This is a genomic window from Alloalcanivorax profundimaris, from assembly GCF_015265435.1.
Classification (GTDB): domain Bacteria; phylum Pseudomonadota; class Gammaproteobacteria; order Pseudomonadales; family Alcanivoracaceae; genus Alloalcanivorax; species Alloalcanivorax profundimaris.
Map to the genome: position 1 here is coordinate 136017 of NZ_JABJWH010000005.1, position 14678 is coordinate 150694.

General features: G+C 68.9%; 10 protein-coding genes. 8 read left to right on the top strand and 2 right to left on the bottom strand.

Annotation, left to right across the window (positions count from 1 at the left end; genetic code table 11):
• Window positions 1–270: 270 nt before the first annotated feature.
• Genes HMJ39_RS02075 through HMJ39_RS02085 form a run of 3 tightly spaced genes read left to right on the top strand, consistent with a single transcriptional unit; the run spans window position 271 to window position 5998 of the window.
• Window positions 271–1659 carry an efflux transporter outer membrane subunit gene (locus HMJ39_RS02075; protein WP_194296096.1) on the top strand — a complete coding sequence of 463 codons (1389 nt, stop codon included), beginning with the start codon at window positions 271–273 and terminating at the stop codon, window positions 1657–1659.
• Window positions 1656–2882, top strand: a complete 1227-nt coding sequence (locus HMJ39_RS02080) for an efflux RND transporter periplasmic adaptor subunit (RefSeq protein WP_194296097.1) — start codon at window positions 1656–1658, stop codon at window positions 2880–2882. The genes HMJ39_RS02075 and HMJ39_RS02080 overlap by 4 nt, the downstream gene beginning before the upstream one ends.
• The gene (locus HMJ39_RS02085) at window positions 2879–5998 is read left to right on the top strand and encodes an efflux RND transporter permease subunit (protein ID WP_194296098.1); all 3120 of its coding nucleotides are present in this window, start codon (window positions 2879–2881) and stop codon (window positions 5996–5998) included. Before HMJ39_RS02080 ends, HMJ39_RS02085 begins: the two co-directional genes overlap by 4 nt.
• A 294-nt stretch (window positions 5999–6292) precedes the next feature.
• Here HMJ39_RS02085 and rne read toward each other — a convergent pair whose 3' ends face one another.
• Window positions 6293–9763: a ribonuclease E gene (gene rne / locus HMJ39_RS02090; RefSeq protein WP_194296099.1), complete on the bottom strand. Its 3471-nt coding sequence runs from the start codon at window positions 9761–9763 to the stop codon at window positions 6293–6295.
• Window positions 9764–10423: 660 nt separating this feature from the next.
• Here rne and HMJ39_RS02095 point away from each other — a divergent pair.
• From HMJ39_RS02095 to sppA, 3 genes are read left to right on the top strand one after another with little or no spacing between them, the layout of a single operon-like run.
• Window positions 10424–11380: an RluA family pseudouridine synthase gene (locus HMJ39_RS02095; RefSeq protein ID WP_194296100.1), complete on the top strand. Its 957-nt coding sequence runs from the start codon at window positions 10424–10426 to the stop codon at window positions 11378–11380.
• Window positions 11377–12069, top strand: coding sequence for an HAD-IA family hydrolase (locus HMJ39_RS02100; protein WP_194296101.1), 693 nt, complete (start codon window positions 11377–11379; stop codon window positions 12067–12069). Before HMJ39_RS02095 ends, HMJ39_RS02100 begins: the two co-directional genes overlap by 4 nt.
• 2 nt (window positions 12070–12071) lie before the next feature.
• Complete coding sequence (gene sppA, locus HMJ39_RS02105; RefSeq protein WP_194296102.1) at window positions 12072–13025, top strand: signal peptide peptidase SppA; 954 nt, start codon at window positions 12072–12074, stop codon at window positions 13023–13025.
• 89 nt (window positions 13026–13114) lie between these two features.
• Here sppA and HMJ39_RS02110 read toward each other — a convergent pair whose 3' ends face one another.
• On the bottom strand, window positions 13115–13708 hold the full coding sequence (locus tag HMJ39_RS02110; RefSeq protein ID WP_194296103.1) for a Maf family protein: 594 nt from the start codon (window positions 13706–13708) through the stop codon (window positions 13115–13117).
• 160 nt (window positions 13709–13868) lie between these two features.
• Between HMJ39_RS02110 and HMJ39_RS02115 the strand changes: the two genes are divergently transcribed.
• A complete protein-coding gene (locus HMJ39_RS02115) occupies window positions 13869–14402 on the top strand; it encodes a YceD family protein (protein ID WP_194296104.1) in 534 nt (177 codons plus the stop codon).
• Between the two features lie 18 nt (window positions 14403–14420).
• Window positions 14421–14615 (top strand): 50S ribosomal protein L32, encoded by a 195-nt coding sequence (rpmF, locus tag HMJ39_RS02120; RefSeq protein ID WP_194296105.1) that lies wholly within the window; start codon window positions 14421–14423, stop codon window positions 14613–14615.
• Window positions 14616–14678: the final 63 nt, after the last annotated feature.

A 14678-nucleotide genomic window follows, 5' to 3' on the forward strand; every position in this document is an offset into this window, starting at 1 on the left:
GTAGCGCCTCGTCGTGGTCCCCCTTCCGGGACCCTGTTTGACAGGATGTCAAACCGGGAGCCCCCAGGGACGGGTTCACGGCGTTCCCGGAAGGGGGACCACGACGAGGCGCGGCCTGGATGGAGGGCTCGGCTGGGTGTTCCGGCGAGCGCGATGAGCCCGGAATAATCCCATTATCCGTCGGTGGTTATGCCGGGACGCGCCTGTTAGCCTATTGGCGCTTCGTCTCGCCGGCGCGCCGCCATAAGAAATCAGGGTTTTTCGAGGTTCATGTCCTTTTCCGCCGACTTCCGGTTCGCGGCCCGCGCCGCCTTGCTGTCCGCGCTCCTGGCGCTGGGCGCCTGCGCCGTTCAACCGGACCCGCCGCCGACGCCGGTGGCGCCACCGGAGGCGTTTTCCCGGGACGGTGAGCGGCCCGCTCCCCAGCGCTGGTGGACCGCCTTCGACGACGACTCCCTGAACACCCTGGTGGACCAGGCCCTGGGCGCCAACCTGGACCTGCGCGTGGCCTATGAGCGGCTGCGTCAGGCGCGGGCGGTGCGCGACCGTCAGGAAGCCGGCCTGTTTCCCAGTGTCGAGGCCAACGCCGGTGCCCGGCGCCGCGACGACGGCGACACCGAGACCGACCTGTTCAGCGCCGGCCTGGCCGCCGAGTACGAGCTGGATCTGTGGGGGCGGGTGGGATCCCGGGCGGACGCCGAGGCCCTGCGCGCCCGGGCCGGCCTGGCGGACTACCGGGCCGCCGCCCTGTCCCTGGCGGCGGAGGTCTCCAATACCTGGTTCCAGCTGCTTACCCAGCGCACCCAGCGCCAGCTCGCCCGGGCCCAGCTGGACACCAACCAGGACGTGCTGTCGCTGATCCGCGCCCGTTTCGCCATCGGTGAAAGCGCCAGCGCCGACGTGCTGCGCCAGCGCCAATTGGTGGCCGCCTCCCGGGAGCAGCTGCTCAACGTGGAGGCGCGCATCCAGGTGCTGGAGCACCAGCTGGCGGTGTTGCTGGGCGTGCCGCCGGGGGCGGTGACGCTGCCCGGCGACGGCACCCTGCCGGCGCTGCCGCCGCTGCCCGCCACCGGCCTGCCGGCGGAGCTGGTGCGGCGGCGCCCGGATCTGCTCAGCGCCTGGTACCAGCTGCGGGCCGCCGACTCCGATCTGGCCGCCGCCGTGGCCGAGCGCTTTCCACGCCTGACCCTGTCCGCCTCGCTGACCAGTGAAAGCGAGGACAGCGCCGACCTGTTCGACGACTGGCTCTCCACCCTGGCCGGCAATCTGGTGTTGCCGCTGGTGGACGGCGGCCAGCGCCGCGCCGAGGCGCGTCGCTTCCGCTCCCTGCGCGAGCAGCGCGTGTACGAGTACGGCCAGGCCGCCCTGGTGGCCTTCCAGGAGGTGGAGGACGCCCTGGTCCAGGAGCGCCAGCAGCAGCGCCGCATGGACAGCCTGCGCGAGCAGGTGGAACTGGCGGACACCGCCTACCGGCAGCTGCGCATCCAGTACGTCAATGGCGCGGTGGGCTACCTGGAAGTGCTCAGCGCCCTGCAGGATCGCCAGGAACTGCGCCGCACCCTGATCACCGCCCGCCAGGAACTGCTGGCGTTCCGGGTCGCCCTGTACCGGGCCCTGGCCGGCGGCTTCCCGGTCACCGAAGAGGATGAGAACGCATGAGCAACCCGGTGGACGACCGGGCGGCGCGCCCGGAAAGCGGCCGCGCCGGCCGCCTGAAAACGGCGCTGATTTCCCTGGCCATCCTGCTGGCGGGCATTGCCCTGATGGTGCTGATTTTCAAAACCGAGCCCACCGCCACCCGCCGCGACGTGGCCAAGGAAACCGCCATGCTGGTGGAGGTGACCGCCGCCGAAGGGGGAACGTTCCGGCCGCGCATCGAGGTGATGGGGCGGGTGGTGCCGGCCCGGGAAGTGGCGCTGAGTGCCCGGGTCGGCGGCCGGGTGATCGAGCAGAGCGACGCCTTCGAGCCCGGTGGCCGGGTGGGCGAGGGCGAGCTGCTGCTGCGCCTGGACCCGGCGGATTACGAGACCACCCTGCGCCAGCGCCGCAGTGAACTGGAACAGGCCCGCGCCGACCTGGAGCTGGAGCAGGGCCGCCAGTCCGTGGCGCGGCAGGATTTCGAACTGCTCGGCGAGGACCTGGACCAGGGCAACCGGGCCCTGGTGCTGCGCCAGCCGCAGCTCAAACAGGCCCGGGCCCGGGTGGAGGCCGCCGAGGCGGCGCTGCGCCGGGCGCGGCTGGATCTGCAGCGCACCCGCCTGGCGGCGCCCTTCGACGCCCAGATTCTGAGCCGGTCGGTGACCTTGGGCAGCCAGATCAACGCCGGCGACGCCCTGGGGCGGCTGGTGGCCACGGACCGCTACTGGGTGGAGGCCAGCGTGCCCCTGTCCCGCCTGCGCTGGTTGCGCTTCGCCGAGGACGAGGGCGAGGACGGCGCGCCGGTGACCCTGCGCCAGGACGCGGTCTGGGGCGAGAACCGCCACCGCCAGGGCCGGCTACGGCGGCTGGTGGGCGAGCTGGACGACGCCGCCCGCCTGGCCCGGGTGCTGATCACCGTGGATGATCCGCTGGCCCTGGAGGCGCCGGAGGGCACCCCGGCGCTGATGCTGGGCGGCTTCGTGCGCACCTTGATCGAAGGCCGGGAGCTGCGCGACGTGGTGCGCCTGGAGCGCGGCCTGGTGCGCCGCGACGACACCGTCTGGGTGATGACCGACGGCGCCCTGGACATCCGCTCGGTGAAGGTGCTGCTGCGCGACGCCGGGCACGCCTACATCGCCGAGGGCCTGGAACCCGGCGACCGGGTGGTGCGCACCGACCTGGCCACGGTGGTGGACGGCGCCGCCCTGCGCCTGGAGCAGCCCGGCGAGGAGGCGCCGGAATGAGCGCGCCGCGCCGCCAGGGCTGGGTGGGCCCGATCGAGTGGATGGCGCGCAACAGCATCGCCGCCAATCTGCTGATGATCCTGCTGCTCGGCGGCGGCCTGTGGATGGCGGCGCAGGTGCAGAAGGAAATCTTCCCGGAAGCCCAGCTGGACGTGGTGGAAGTGGAGGTCACCTATCCCGGCGCCGCCCCGGAGGAGGTGGAGCAGGGCGTGCTGATGCCGGTGGAGGAGGCGGTCCAGGGCGTGGAGAGCATCGAGGAGATGGTCTCCACCGCCCGCGAGGGCAGCGGCGTGATCCAGCTGGAACTGGTGGCCGGCGCCAATCGCATGCAGGCGCTGCAGGACATCGAGCAGGCGGTGGACCGGGTGCGCACCTTCCCGGACCAGGCCGAGGAACCCCGGGTGCGGCTGCTGGCGCATACCTCGGACGTGATGGAACTGGTGCTCTACGGCGACGTGGACATCTGGACCCTGCGCCAGCTCGGCGAGCGGGTACGCAACCGGCTGCTCAGCGAGCCGGGCATCACCCGGGCGGACATCAGCGACGTGCCGGATTACCTGACCAGCGTGGAGATTTCCCAGGACGCGCTGCGCGAGTACGGCCTCACCCTGGAGCGGGTGGCGTCGATCATCGAGCAGTCCAGCCGCGACGTGCCCGCCGGCAACCTGGCCACGGACAACGGTGACATCCTGCTGCGCCTCAAGGAGCGCAAGCAGTGGGCGGACGAATTCTCGGGCATCGTGGTGAGCCGCGCGGACACCGGCGCCGTGGTCACCCTGGGCGACATCGCCACGGTCCGCGACGGCTTCGACGAGACCGGCTTCCATTCCCGTTTCAACGGCAAGCCGTCGGTGGAGATCGAGCTGTTCCGCACCGGCGACCAGTCGCCCCTGGACATCGCCGAAGCCGCGGAATCGGTGATGGCGGAGCTGGAGACCACCCTGCCGGAGGGCATCCGGGTACGCATCGACAGCAACCGCGCCGAGCAGTTCGAGGACCGCATGACCATGCTGCTGGAGAACGGTGTGCTGGCCATGGTCATCGTGCTGGTGGTGCTCAGCCTGTTCCTGGAGTACCGCCTGGCGTTCTGGATCATGATGGGCATGACCGTGTCCTTCGTGGGCGGCGTGCTGTTCCTGCCGGCCATGGGCGTGAGCATCAACATGATCTCCATGTTCGGCTTCCTGATGGTGCTCGGCATCGTCGTCGACGACGCCATCGTGGTGGGGGAGAACATCTACGAGTACCGCGAGCAGGGCATGGATTTCATGGAGGCGGCGATCCAGGGCGCCCGAGACATCGCCGGGCCGGTCACCTTCAGCATTCTCACCAACATCGTCGCCTTCATGCCGCTGCTGTTCATGCCCGGCGTCACCGGCAACTTCTGGTGGCCCCTGGGGGCGGTGGTGATCGTGGTACTGGCGATCTCCCTGTTCGAAGCGCTGTTCATCCTGCCCGCCCACCTGGCCCACAGTGGCCGGGGCACGGTGACCGTCTACGGGCGCGCCCTGCACTGGGTGCAGCGCGCCTTCTCCAGTCGCTTTCAGGTGCTGGTGGAGCGGGTCTACCGGCCGCTGCTGGACCGCGCCCTGCGCTACCGCTACCTGACCCTCAGCGCCGCCATGACCCTGATGCTGGTGGTGGGCGCCTACGCGGTCAGCGACCACATGGGCATGATCATGATGCCGGAAGCGCCGGCGGACGAGATCGAGGCGGGCATCCGCCTGCCGGTGGGCACCACGCCGCGCCAGGCCGCCGAGCTGGCCCTGGCCCTGACCCGCGAAACCGAGCGCCTGTTCGAGGAACACGACCTGGGCCGCAACGCTTACGGCATCAAGAGCAACGTGCGCGGCGAGCAGGCCATCGACGTGGAGCTGGTGCTCAAGCCCGAGCACGAGCGGGACCTCACCGTGCAGCAGATCGTCGAGCTGTGGCGGGACCAGATCGGCGACTTCAAGGGCGTCGACCAGATCACCTTCGAGGCGGAGCAGGGCCCCGGCTCCTGGCGGGACGACATCAGCGTCGACCTGAGCCACACCGACATCGACGTGCTCGCCGTCGCCAGCGAGCGGCTGCTCAACGAGCTCAAGGCGCTGTCCCAGACCCGCAACGTCAACGACAGCTACACCGCCGGCAAGCCCCAGTTCGACATCAGCCTGACGCCCCAGGCGGACGCCCTGGGCCTCACCGGCGCCGAGGTGGGCCGGCAGCTCCGCGACGCCTTCTACGGCGCCATCGCCCTGCGCCAGCTGCGCGGCATCAACGAAAACGAGATCCGCGTGCGCCTGCCGGAAGCGGAGCGCCAGGATCTGCGCTATCTGGACACCTTCATCGTTCAACTGCCCGACGGCGGCGAAGTGCCGCTGATGGACGTGGCGCGGGTCACGGTGAGCGAGTCGTTCCGCTCCATCGACCGCCGCGACGGCCGCCGGGTGATCACCGTGGGCACCGACGTGCTGCCCAAAAGCGCTACCAGCCAGGTGCTGGACGTGGTGCGCAACCGCATCCTGCCGGAACTGCGCGCCGACTACCCGGGCCTCACCTGGACCTTCCAGGGCGGCCAGGCGGACATGCGCGAATCCACCTCGGCCCTGTGGGGCGGCTTCGCCCTGGCCCTGGGGGTGATCTTCGCCCTGCTGGCGGTGGCTTTCGGCAGCTATGTGCAGCCGCTGGTGGTGATGCTGGCGATTCCGTTCGGCGCCGTGGGCGCGGTGCTCGGCCACATGCTGCTGGGCATGGAACTGTCCCTGGTCAGTTTCATGGGCATCATCGCCCTGGCCGGGGTGGTGGTGAACGACTCCCTGATCATGGTGGACTACGCCAACCGCCAACGGCACCGGCTGAGCGCCGCCGAGGCGATGTACGAGGCGGGCCTGCGCCGTTTCCGGCCGATTATTCTGACCACCCTGACCACCTTCGCCGGCCTGATGCCGATCATCTTCGAGACCTCCCTGCAGGCGGCCTACCTGATTCCCATGGCGGTCTCCCTGGGCTTCGGCATCGTGTTCGCCACCGCGCTCATCCTGTTCGTGGTGCCGTGCCTCTATCTGGCCCTGGACGACCTGATTGAAAGCGGCCGGCGCGGCTTTAACCCCGATCAACCGGCGCGGCATTAACCGACCCGCCGGGCCATCGCGGCTAAAGCCGCTCCTACCGCAACCTCCCACGCCATACTACGGTGCCGCGCATGACGCTACCTCGAAGCATCCGGGCGTGGGCCCCCTTCCGGGACCCTTGAGAACAGGACGTTCGAAAGGGAGCCTACAGGGACGTACTCGCGGCGTTCCCGGAAGGGGGCCCACGCCCGGATGCGGCCCGGATGGAGAAAACACAGACCGGAAGATCACCACCATAATGCCGGCACAAAAAAAGCCGCCCGAAGGCGGCTTCTTTTGTTACGGCGGGCTCAATCAGGCGCCGGGGTTGGCGTCCTGATCGTCCCCGGACGCCTGCTCGGCCTGCTGCTGCCGACGGCGCTGACGCGGGTCGTTGCCGGCCCGGCCGGCGGGGATGTCCGCCGGCTTCGGCTTGGCGAAGGAGGGCGCCTCGAAGGTGCTCTCCTGGGCCGCCGGTGCCGGCTTCTCGGGCTCCGGCTTGGGCGCCGGACGCGGCGCCGGCGTACCCGGCGCGCGGGAGCGCGGGTCGTTGGCGGCGCGGCGCGGCGCGGCCTGGTCGCCGTCGGCGCGGGGCGCTTCGGCGGCCGGCCCGGCCTCGGGCTTCGCCGGGGCGGCGGCCTCCGGTTTTGGCTCGGCGTCCGCCGGCGCCGGGGTCTCCTCCGGCTTGGCGTCAGCGGCCGGTTCCGGCTGCTTGGGCGCTTCGGCCGCGGGGGCCGGCTGTTCCGGCGCCGGCTGCCGAGCCGGTTCGGCCTGCTTGGCCGGCTCCGGCTGCTCGGCCTGCTTCGGCGCCGGCTCGACCGGAGCCTCGGCGGCCGGCTCAGCCGGTGCCGGAGCGGCGGGGCGGGCCTGGTCGGCACGATCCGCCGCCGGCGTGGCCGGTTGCGCCTCGGCGGCCGGTTTGGCCTCCTCCGTCGGTTTGGCGGCCTCGTTGTCGGCCGGCTTGGGCGCGGCGGGCTCCGCCTTCGGCTGGTCGGCCTCGGCGGCCGGCTTCACGGTCTCGGCGGGACGCTCGTCCCGGGCCGGTGCCGGAGCGGGCTGCTGATCCGCCTTGGGCCGGTCGTCGGCCGGAGCGGCCTGGGCCGCCGGCTTCTGGTCGCGGTCGGCGTCGGGCACGGTGGCCTGCTGCTCGGCGGTTTTCTCCACGGCGGCCTGGGGCGCCTGGGCCTCGGCGGCCTGCTCGGCCTGGTCGCTTCGGGCGGCCTGGCTGGCCGCGTGCTCGTCGGCGGGCACCAGCTTGGCCTTGGGCGGCCGGCTGTCACCGCGCTCCTGATCGCGGCCCGGAGTATTGTCCTCCGAGGTCATGCGCGGGGGCAGGGTGGAGGCTTCCTCCCGGGGCGCGCCGTCCTGGGCCTTGGCCGGTTGCTGGGCCGGAGCGTCCTGGCCGTCGTCGCTCTTGGCGGCGGGGCGCTGGCGTTCGCGCAGCGGCCGGTCGTCCTTGGACTCGTTGCGGCGCGGGGCCTTGGGGCCATCGTCCTTGCGCGGACCCTTGTCCTGCTTGTCGCCGCCTTTATTGCCGGTGCCGCCCTTGTTGTCTTGACGGTTGTCTTGACGGCTGTCTTGACGGTTGTCCTGACGATTGTCGGGCTTGCCGTCGCTCTTGTTGTCCGGACGATTGTCGGACTTGTTGTCGCGGTTGTCACGATTGTCGTTATTGCGGTTGTTGCCGCCACGACCGCCACGACGGTTGCGATTGCGGCCACCACGGTTGTCGCCGCCCTTGCTGTCGCCGTCGTCCTTGCCGCCCTTGCGCTTGTCGTCGCGCTGGCCGTTCTGGTCGCGGTTGCCCTTGTCGGCTTTGTTGTCGCCGCGCGGGTCGCGCTGGCCGTCACCACGCTGGTTGCCGCCCTTGCCCCGGTTCTGGCCGCCGCGACGGTTGTCGTTGCGGTTGCCCCGGTTGGCGTCACGGCCGCCACGGCCCTGAGTCTTGCCGTCGCGCTGGTCGTCACGCTGCTTGCCGCGCGCCTGCTGCTCCTCGTCGGAGCCGCTGAACAGGGCCGCCAGCCAGGTGAAGAAGCGGGCCAGCAGGCCGGGCTGCAGGGGTGCCTGGTCGCCCTTGGCGGGCGCTTTGGCGGGCTGCGGCTTGCTCTGCTGTCTGCTTTGCGGCTTATTCTGCTGCTTGGGCGCCTGGGGCTTTTCCGCCTCCGGCTTGGGCGGCGGCGGCGCGGTGTCCGGAGCGACCACCTTGACGGCGGGCTCCTGGGTCTTGATCTCGGTGTCCTGGGCGGAAACCGTGGCCGGGTCCTTGTGCCCTTCGTGGAGCTCCAGCTCGTGGCTCACCAGGGCCTTGGTCTGGTCGTCGCGGATGCGCTCCACCTCGAAGTGGGGCGTTTCCAGGTTGGGGTTGGGGATGACCAGCACGCGGACCTTGTGGTTGGCCTCGATCTCGCGCAGTACCTGGCGCTTCTCGTTGAGCAGGAAGGTGCCCACGGCGACCGGCACCTGGGCCTGGATCTCGCCGGTGCGCTCCTTCATCACCTCCTCCTCGATCAGGCGGAGGATGCTCAGGGCCAGGGATTTCACGTCGCGGATATGGCCCAGGCCGTCACAGCGCGGGCAGACGATGCTGGAGGTCTCGCCGAGGCTGGGGCGCAGCCGCTGGCGGGACAGCTCCAGCAGGCCGAAGCGGGAGATGCGGCCCAGCTGGATGCGCGCGCGGTCCGCCTCCAGGGCTTCGCGCATGCGGTTTTCCACCTCGCGCTGGTTGCGCGCCGGGCCCATGTCGATGAAGTCCACCACGATCAGGCCGCCGATGTCGCGCAGACGCAGCTGGCGGGCGATCTCGTCCGCCGCCTCCAGGTTGGTCTGCAGGGCGGTTTCCTCGATGTCCGCGCCCTTGGTGGCGCGGGAGGAGTTGATGTCAATGGACACCAGCGCCTCGGTGGGGTCGATGACGATGGAGCCGCCGGAGGGCAGCTTCACTTCACGCTCGAAGGCGGTCTCGATCTGCGACTCGATCTGGTAACGCGAGAACAGCGGCGTGTCGTCGTTGTACAGCTTGATCTTGTGCTGGAAGTCGGTCATCACCTGCTGCACGAAGGCCTGGGCTTCGTCATAGACCTTCTGCGAGTCGATCAGCACCTCGCCGATGTCCTTGCGCAGGTAGTCGCGGATGGCGCGGATGATGACGTTGGATTCCTGATAGATCAGGAACGGCGCCTTGCGGGTCTCGGACGCCTCGGCGATGGAGCTCCACAGCTTGAGCAGGTAGTTGAGGTCCCACTGCAGCTCCTCGGCGGAGCGGCCCAGGCCGGCGGTGCGCACGATCACGCCCATCTCGTCCGGGATCTGCAGGCTGCCCAGGGCATCCTTGAGCTGCTGGCGCTCCTCGCCCTCGATGCGGCGGGAAATGCCGCCGGCGCGGGGGTTGTTGGGCATCAGCACCAGGTAGCGGCCGGCCAGGCTGATGAAGGTGGTCAGGGCGGCGCCTTTGTTGCCGCGCTCCTCCTTGTCCACCTGGATGATCACTTCCTGGCCTTCCTTGATCACATCCTTGATGTTGATGCGACCCTGGATGTCCTTGGGATCCTTCTGGAAATACTGGCGGGAGATTTCCTTCAGGGGGAGGAAGCCGTGGCGCTCGGCGCCGAAGTCCACGAAGGCGGCTTCCAGGGAGGGTTCGATGCGGGTGATCTTGCCTTTGTAGATATTGGCTTTTTTCTGCACGCGGGTGCGATGTTCGATGTCCAGATCATAGAGTCTCTGGCCATCCACCAGCGCAACCCGAATCTCTTCGGGGTGCGTGGCATTGATCAACATACGTTTCATTGTGCTACCACAAGGTTCGTGGCGGCATGCAGCGGGCCGGTATCAATACCGGTATCAGACCTGGGGTCCGGGGGCGGGGAAATGCCTGTCAGGCATGAACGTCACGTGTGGTGGCGCGAAGCGCCGGATCAACGGTGATGGCGTGCCTGCTCTCGACCTTTCCTTGTTCTCCGGACTGGGTGAAGTTGCGCCGTTGGCGTCGCTCGCGAGGCGATATCCTCGTATCGGCTTCACGCTGCGTCCGGCGCGCCAGGGCGCCGGACCGGGTAAACTCTTTGCGTCTGTATACCGTCTCGGTGTGTCGTCGGGCGCGTAACGCGCGGCCACGACGGCACGCCGTTTTGTCTTCGACCGGATGCTGCAGACCGCCGGTGTTGGTTGTCGGTCGCCCGCCGGAGGGAGTGTGTGACCGCTCCGCGGTGCCATGCAGCGTCGGGGCCCGGAGGCCCGTTCGTCTTTTTTTGTCGGGCGGGCTGGCGGGTACTGTGTCTACCGACGGCGAATGGTCGCTGCGCGTCGCCGTTGGCCAGCCTCGGCCGACACCGGATAATAGCAGTGAAACTGCAATACGATCAATCAGATACATTAATGAAGCGTGAACCGGTCTAAGCCGACCCGCCGACGCTGGCGCGCGCCCGGCGCCTTGGCTAGAATCGCCGCATGTCAGACACCCCCGCCGCCGATCGCGTCACCTTCATCACCATCGATGATGGCCGTGACGGCCAACGCCTGGATAATTTCCTGTTCGTCCACCTCAAGGGCGTGCCGCGTTCGCGCATCTACCGGATCATCCGTTCCGGGGAGGTGCGCGTGAACAAGAAGCGCGCCAAGCCCACCACCCGGCTGGCCACCGACGACCGGGTGCGCATCCCGCCGATCCGCACCAGCGAATCCTCGGCGCCGCCGGTGGTCAGCGACGGCCTCGCCGAGCGCCTGTCCCGGGCGCTGCTGTACGAGGACGAGCGGCTGATGATCTTCAACAAGCCCGCCGGCTTGGCGGTGCACGGCGGCAGCGGCGTCAGCCTGGGGCTGATCGAGGCGCTGCGCGTGCTTTACCCCAAGGAAACCCAGCTGGAGCTGGTGCACCGGCTCGACCGCGACACCAGCGGCTGCATCATGGTGGCCCGCCACCGGGGCTTCTTGCGCAAGCTGCAGAAGCTGATGCAGAACGGCGGGGTGGAAAAGCGCTACTGGCTGCTCTGCCAGGGCTTCAAGGGCAATACACGCCGCATGGAGGCGCCGCTGCTCAAGCTCATGCAGGGCAATGAGCGGGTGGTGCGGGTGTCCCGGGAGGGCAAGCCCTCGGTGACCGATTTCACCCTGATCGAGCGGCTCGGCGACGTGGCCCTGGTGGAAGCCGTGCTGGGCACCGGGCGCACCCACCAGATCCGCGTGCACGCCCAGTTCGGCGGCTTCCCGCTGCTCGGCGACGACAAGTACGGCAGTGACCGGGGCGACCGCAAACTGGCGGACCTGGGCCGTCGCCGGCTGTGCCTGCACGCCCGCACCCTGGCGTTCCGCCACCCGCACAGCGGCAAGAACATCTCCGTGACCGCGCCCCTGGACGAGGATTTCGAGGCCATCCTGGATGGCCTGCGGGCGGGGAAACGCCGATGAACTATGATCTGGTGATCTTCGACTGGGACGGCACGGTGATGGATTCCACCGCCCGCATCGTCGAATGCATGCACAGCGCCGGCCGTGATCTTGATCTGCCGGTGCTGGACGACGACACCGTCCGTGGCATTATCGGGCTGGGGCTGCCGGAGGCGATCCGTACCCTCTATCCGGACATCGACGCCCCCATGCTGGGCCGCATGCGCGACCGCTACGCCTTCCATTTCGTGGCGGCGGAAGCCACCCCCAGCCGGCTCTATCCGCACGCGGAGGCGACCCTGGCGGCGCTGCGCGACGCCGGCCTGCGGCTGGCGGTGGCCACCGGCAAGAGCCGCAAGGGGCTGGACCGGGTATGGGGCAACGCCGGCCTGGGGCACTGGTTCCACGCCTCCCGCTGCGCCGACGAGAGCCGTTCCAAGCCCCATCCGGCCATGGTCGAGGAATTATTGCTGGAACTGGCTGTCCGTCCGGAACGGGCTCTGGTGGTGGGGGATACGTCCTTCGATCTGGAAATGGCCCGGTCCGCCGGCGTGGACCGGGTGGGCGTCAGTTACGGCGCCCATCCCGTGGACCGGCTGATGACCTTCGAACCCCTGGCGGTGATCGATGCCTTGCCGCAGCTGCTGCCCGTGGTGGGGCTGCCCGGGGACCCTGAACGCGAGCGACTTGAACACGAGCGAAGAGTGTGACGATGGAAGGCAACAATAAAGAGTGGAAACTGATCGAGAAACTGCTGGGCCAGGCCCAGGCGGAGCAGCGTAAAAGCCGGCGCTGGGGGATCTTCTTCAAGAGCCTGGGCTTTATTTATCTGTTCTCGCTGCTGTTTCTGTTCTCCGCCAACCGGCCCGGGGATTCCCTGGCGGTGGCCGAGCCCCATGTGGCCATGGTGGACCTGAACGGCGCCATCATGGCCGACTCCCCGGCCAGCGCCGATCTGATCAGCACCGGCCTGCGCGAGGCCTTCGAGGCGGAGAACGCCCAGGCGGTGCTGCTGCGCATCAACAGCCCCGGTGGCTCGCCGGTGCAGTCCAATTTCGTCTACAACGAGATCCGTCGCCTGCGCGCCGAGCATCCGGACAAGAAGCTGTACGCGGCGATCACCGACATGGGCGCCTCCGGGGCCTACTACATCGCCTCGGCGGCGGATGAGATCTACGCGGACCCGGCCAGCATCGTCGGTTCCATCGGCGTGATCATGGCCAACTTCGGCCTCCAGGAAGCCGCCGACAAGCTGGGCGTGGAGCGCCGCGTCTACACCGCCGGGGAGAACAAGGACCTGCTGGATCCGTTCGCGCCGGTGAAGGACAAGGACCGCGAGCACGTGCAGACCATGCTCGACGAGATTCACCAGCAGTTCATCGGCGCGGTGAAGCAGGGCCGGGGCGACCGCCTCAAGGTGGACGGCCATCCGGAGCTGTTCTCCGGGCTGTTCTGGACCGGCCAGCGGGCCCTGGAGCTGGGTCTGGTGGACGGCCTCAAGAGCCCGGGGCAGGTGGCCCGGGACGTGGTGGGCGTGGAACGCACCGTGGACTACACCGTGAGCGCTTCGCCGCTGGACAAGGTAATGAAGAAGTTCGGCGTGTCCATCGGTGACGGCCTCGGCCAGGCGCTCGGGTTGGAAAGCGGGGCGCCGACCATTCGGTAGCGACTGATCGCGACTAAAGTCGCTCCTACAGCGAATCAATGGCGCGTAGGAGCGACTGGGCGGCATGCCGCTTTAGTCGCGATCCGCCGTCAGGCGGGCAGGGCGACGCCTTCGGCGGCCAGGAAGTCGGTGAGCAGGATCAGCGGCAGGCCCACCAGGGCATTCGGGTCGCGGCCTTCCAGACTCTTGAACAGCACGATGCCCAGCCCCTCGGATTTGAAGCTGCCGGCGCAGTTGAGGGGTTGCTCCACCTCGATATAGCGCTCAATCTGGGCGTCGCGCAGGTGCCGGAAGTGCACCGTGAAGCGCTCGCAGGCGCTTTGCGGGCGGCCGGTTTCCGCGTTCAGCAGGCACAGGCCGGTGAGAAAGGTCACGGTGCGGCCGCTGGCGCGGCGCAGCTGGGCCACGGCGGTGTCCCGGTCGCCGGGTTTGCCGAGCACCTCGCCCTCGATCACGGCGACCTGGTCGGAGCCGATGATCAGGGCGTCCGGGTGCCGGTGGGCGAGGGCGGAGGCCTTGGCGCGGGCCAGGCGCAGCACCAGTTCGGTGGGCGTTTCGCCGGGCCGGGCGCTTTCGTCGATGTCCGGGCTGTGGTGGTCGAACGCCAGACCCAGCTTGCCGAGCAATTCGCGGCGGAACGGCGACGAAGAGGCCAGGATCAGGGGCTGAGACCGTTGCTTCATGGCTGACTCGCTTGCTGTTGGGGGCTTGGGCGCGGCGCAGTGTACCGACCCGATCCGGCCCGTGCACGAAAAATCCAGCTTTCTCAACCAGTTAACGCGTGTCCCCCGGTCGCAATTTGGCTTTGACAGGACGCGGGGGCGCGCCTAGAATTGCGCGCTTATGTTTTCAGGGCAACTGCCACCGTATCTGGAACCGCGCAAGTACGCGGACCAGGAACGCGTCGTCGAAGGCGAAGCCCGGGTCGGGGACCTGCCCCGATTGCGGGAATATCGCGACAGCCAGGATCAGCCGGTCCGGGTGAAGCTGGCCTTTGGCCGCGATGATGACGGCCGCGGACGTGTTCAAGGTCGTGTGGAGACCACCCTGATACTGGTTTGCCAGCGTTGTCTGGAACCGGTGCACCATCCCGTCGCGGCCGACGTGGATCTGGTGCTGGTGTGGAGCGAGGGTCAGGCGAAGGCGTTGCCGACGTATCTGGATCCCCTGCTGGTCACCGAGGAACGCGTGAGTCTGGCGGAGCTCGTCGAAGAGGAGCTGCTGCTGGCCCTGCCCCTGGTGGCTCTGCACGATGAGTGCCCGCGTCCGGCGTCGACCGGTTCCGAGCCGGAACCGGAGGATGACCCGGACGACACGCAAACCAATTCGGATAATCCGTTTGCCGTGCTGGCCCAGCTGAAGGGCCGCCGCAAGTAACACGCCGAGGAGCAAGTAATGGCTGTTCAACAGAATCGCAAGACCCGTTCCAAGCGCGGCATGCGCCGTTCCCACGACGCGCTGTCCGCGCCCACCCTCACCGAGGACGCCAACACCGGTGAGGTGCATCGTCGTCACCACATCTCTCCGGACGGCATGTACAAAGGCCGTCAGGTGATCCGCAACGACGAGATCGACGACGAAGAAGAGTAAGTCCCGCCGCCGCCCGGCGTGGTGGCGTTCGGACCGAACCGAGACGGGAGCCCTGGAGGCTCC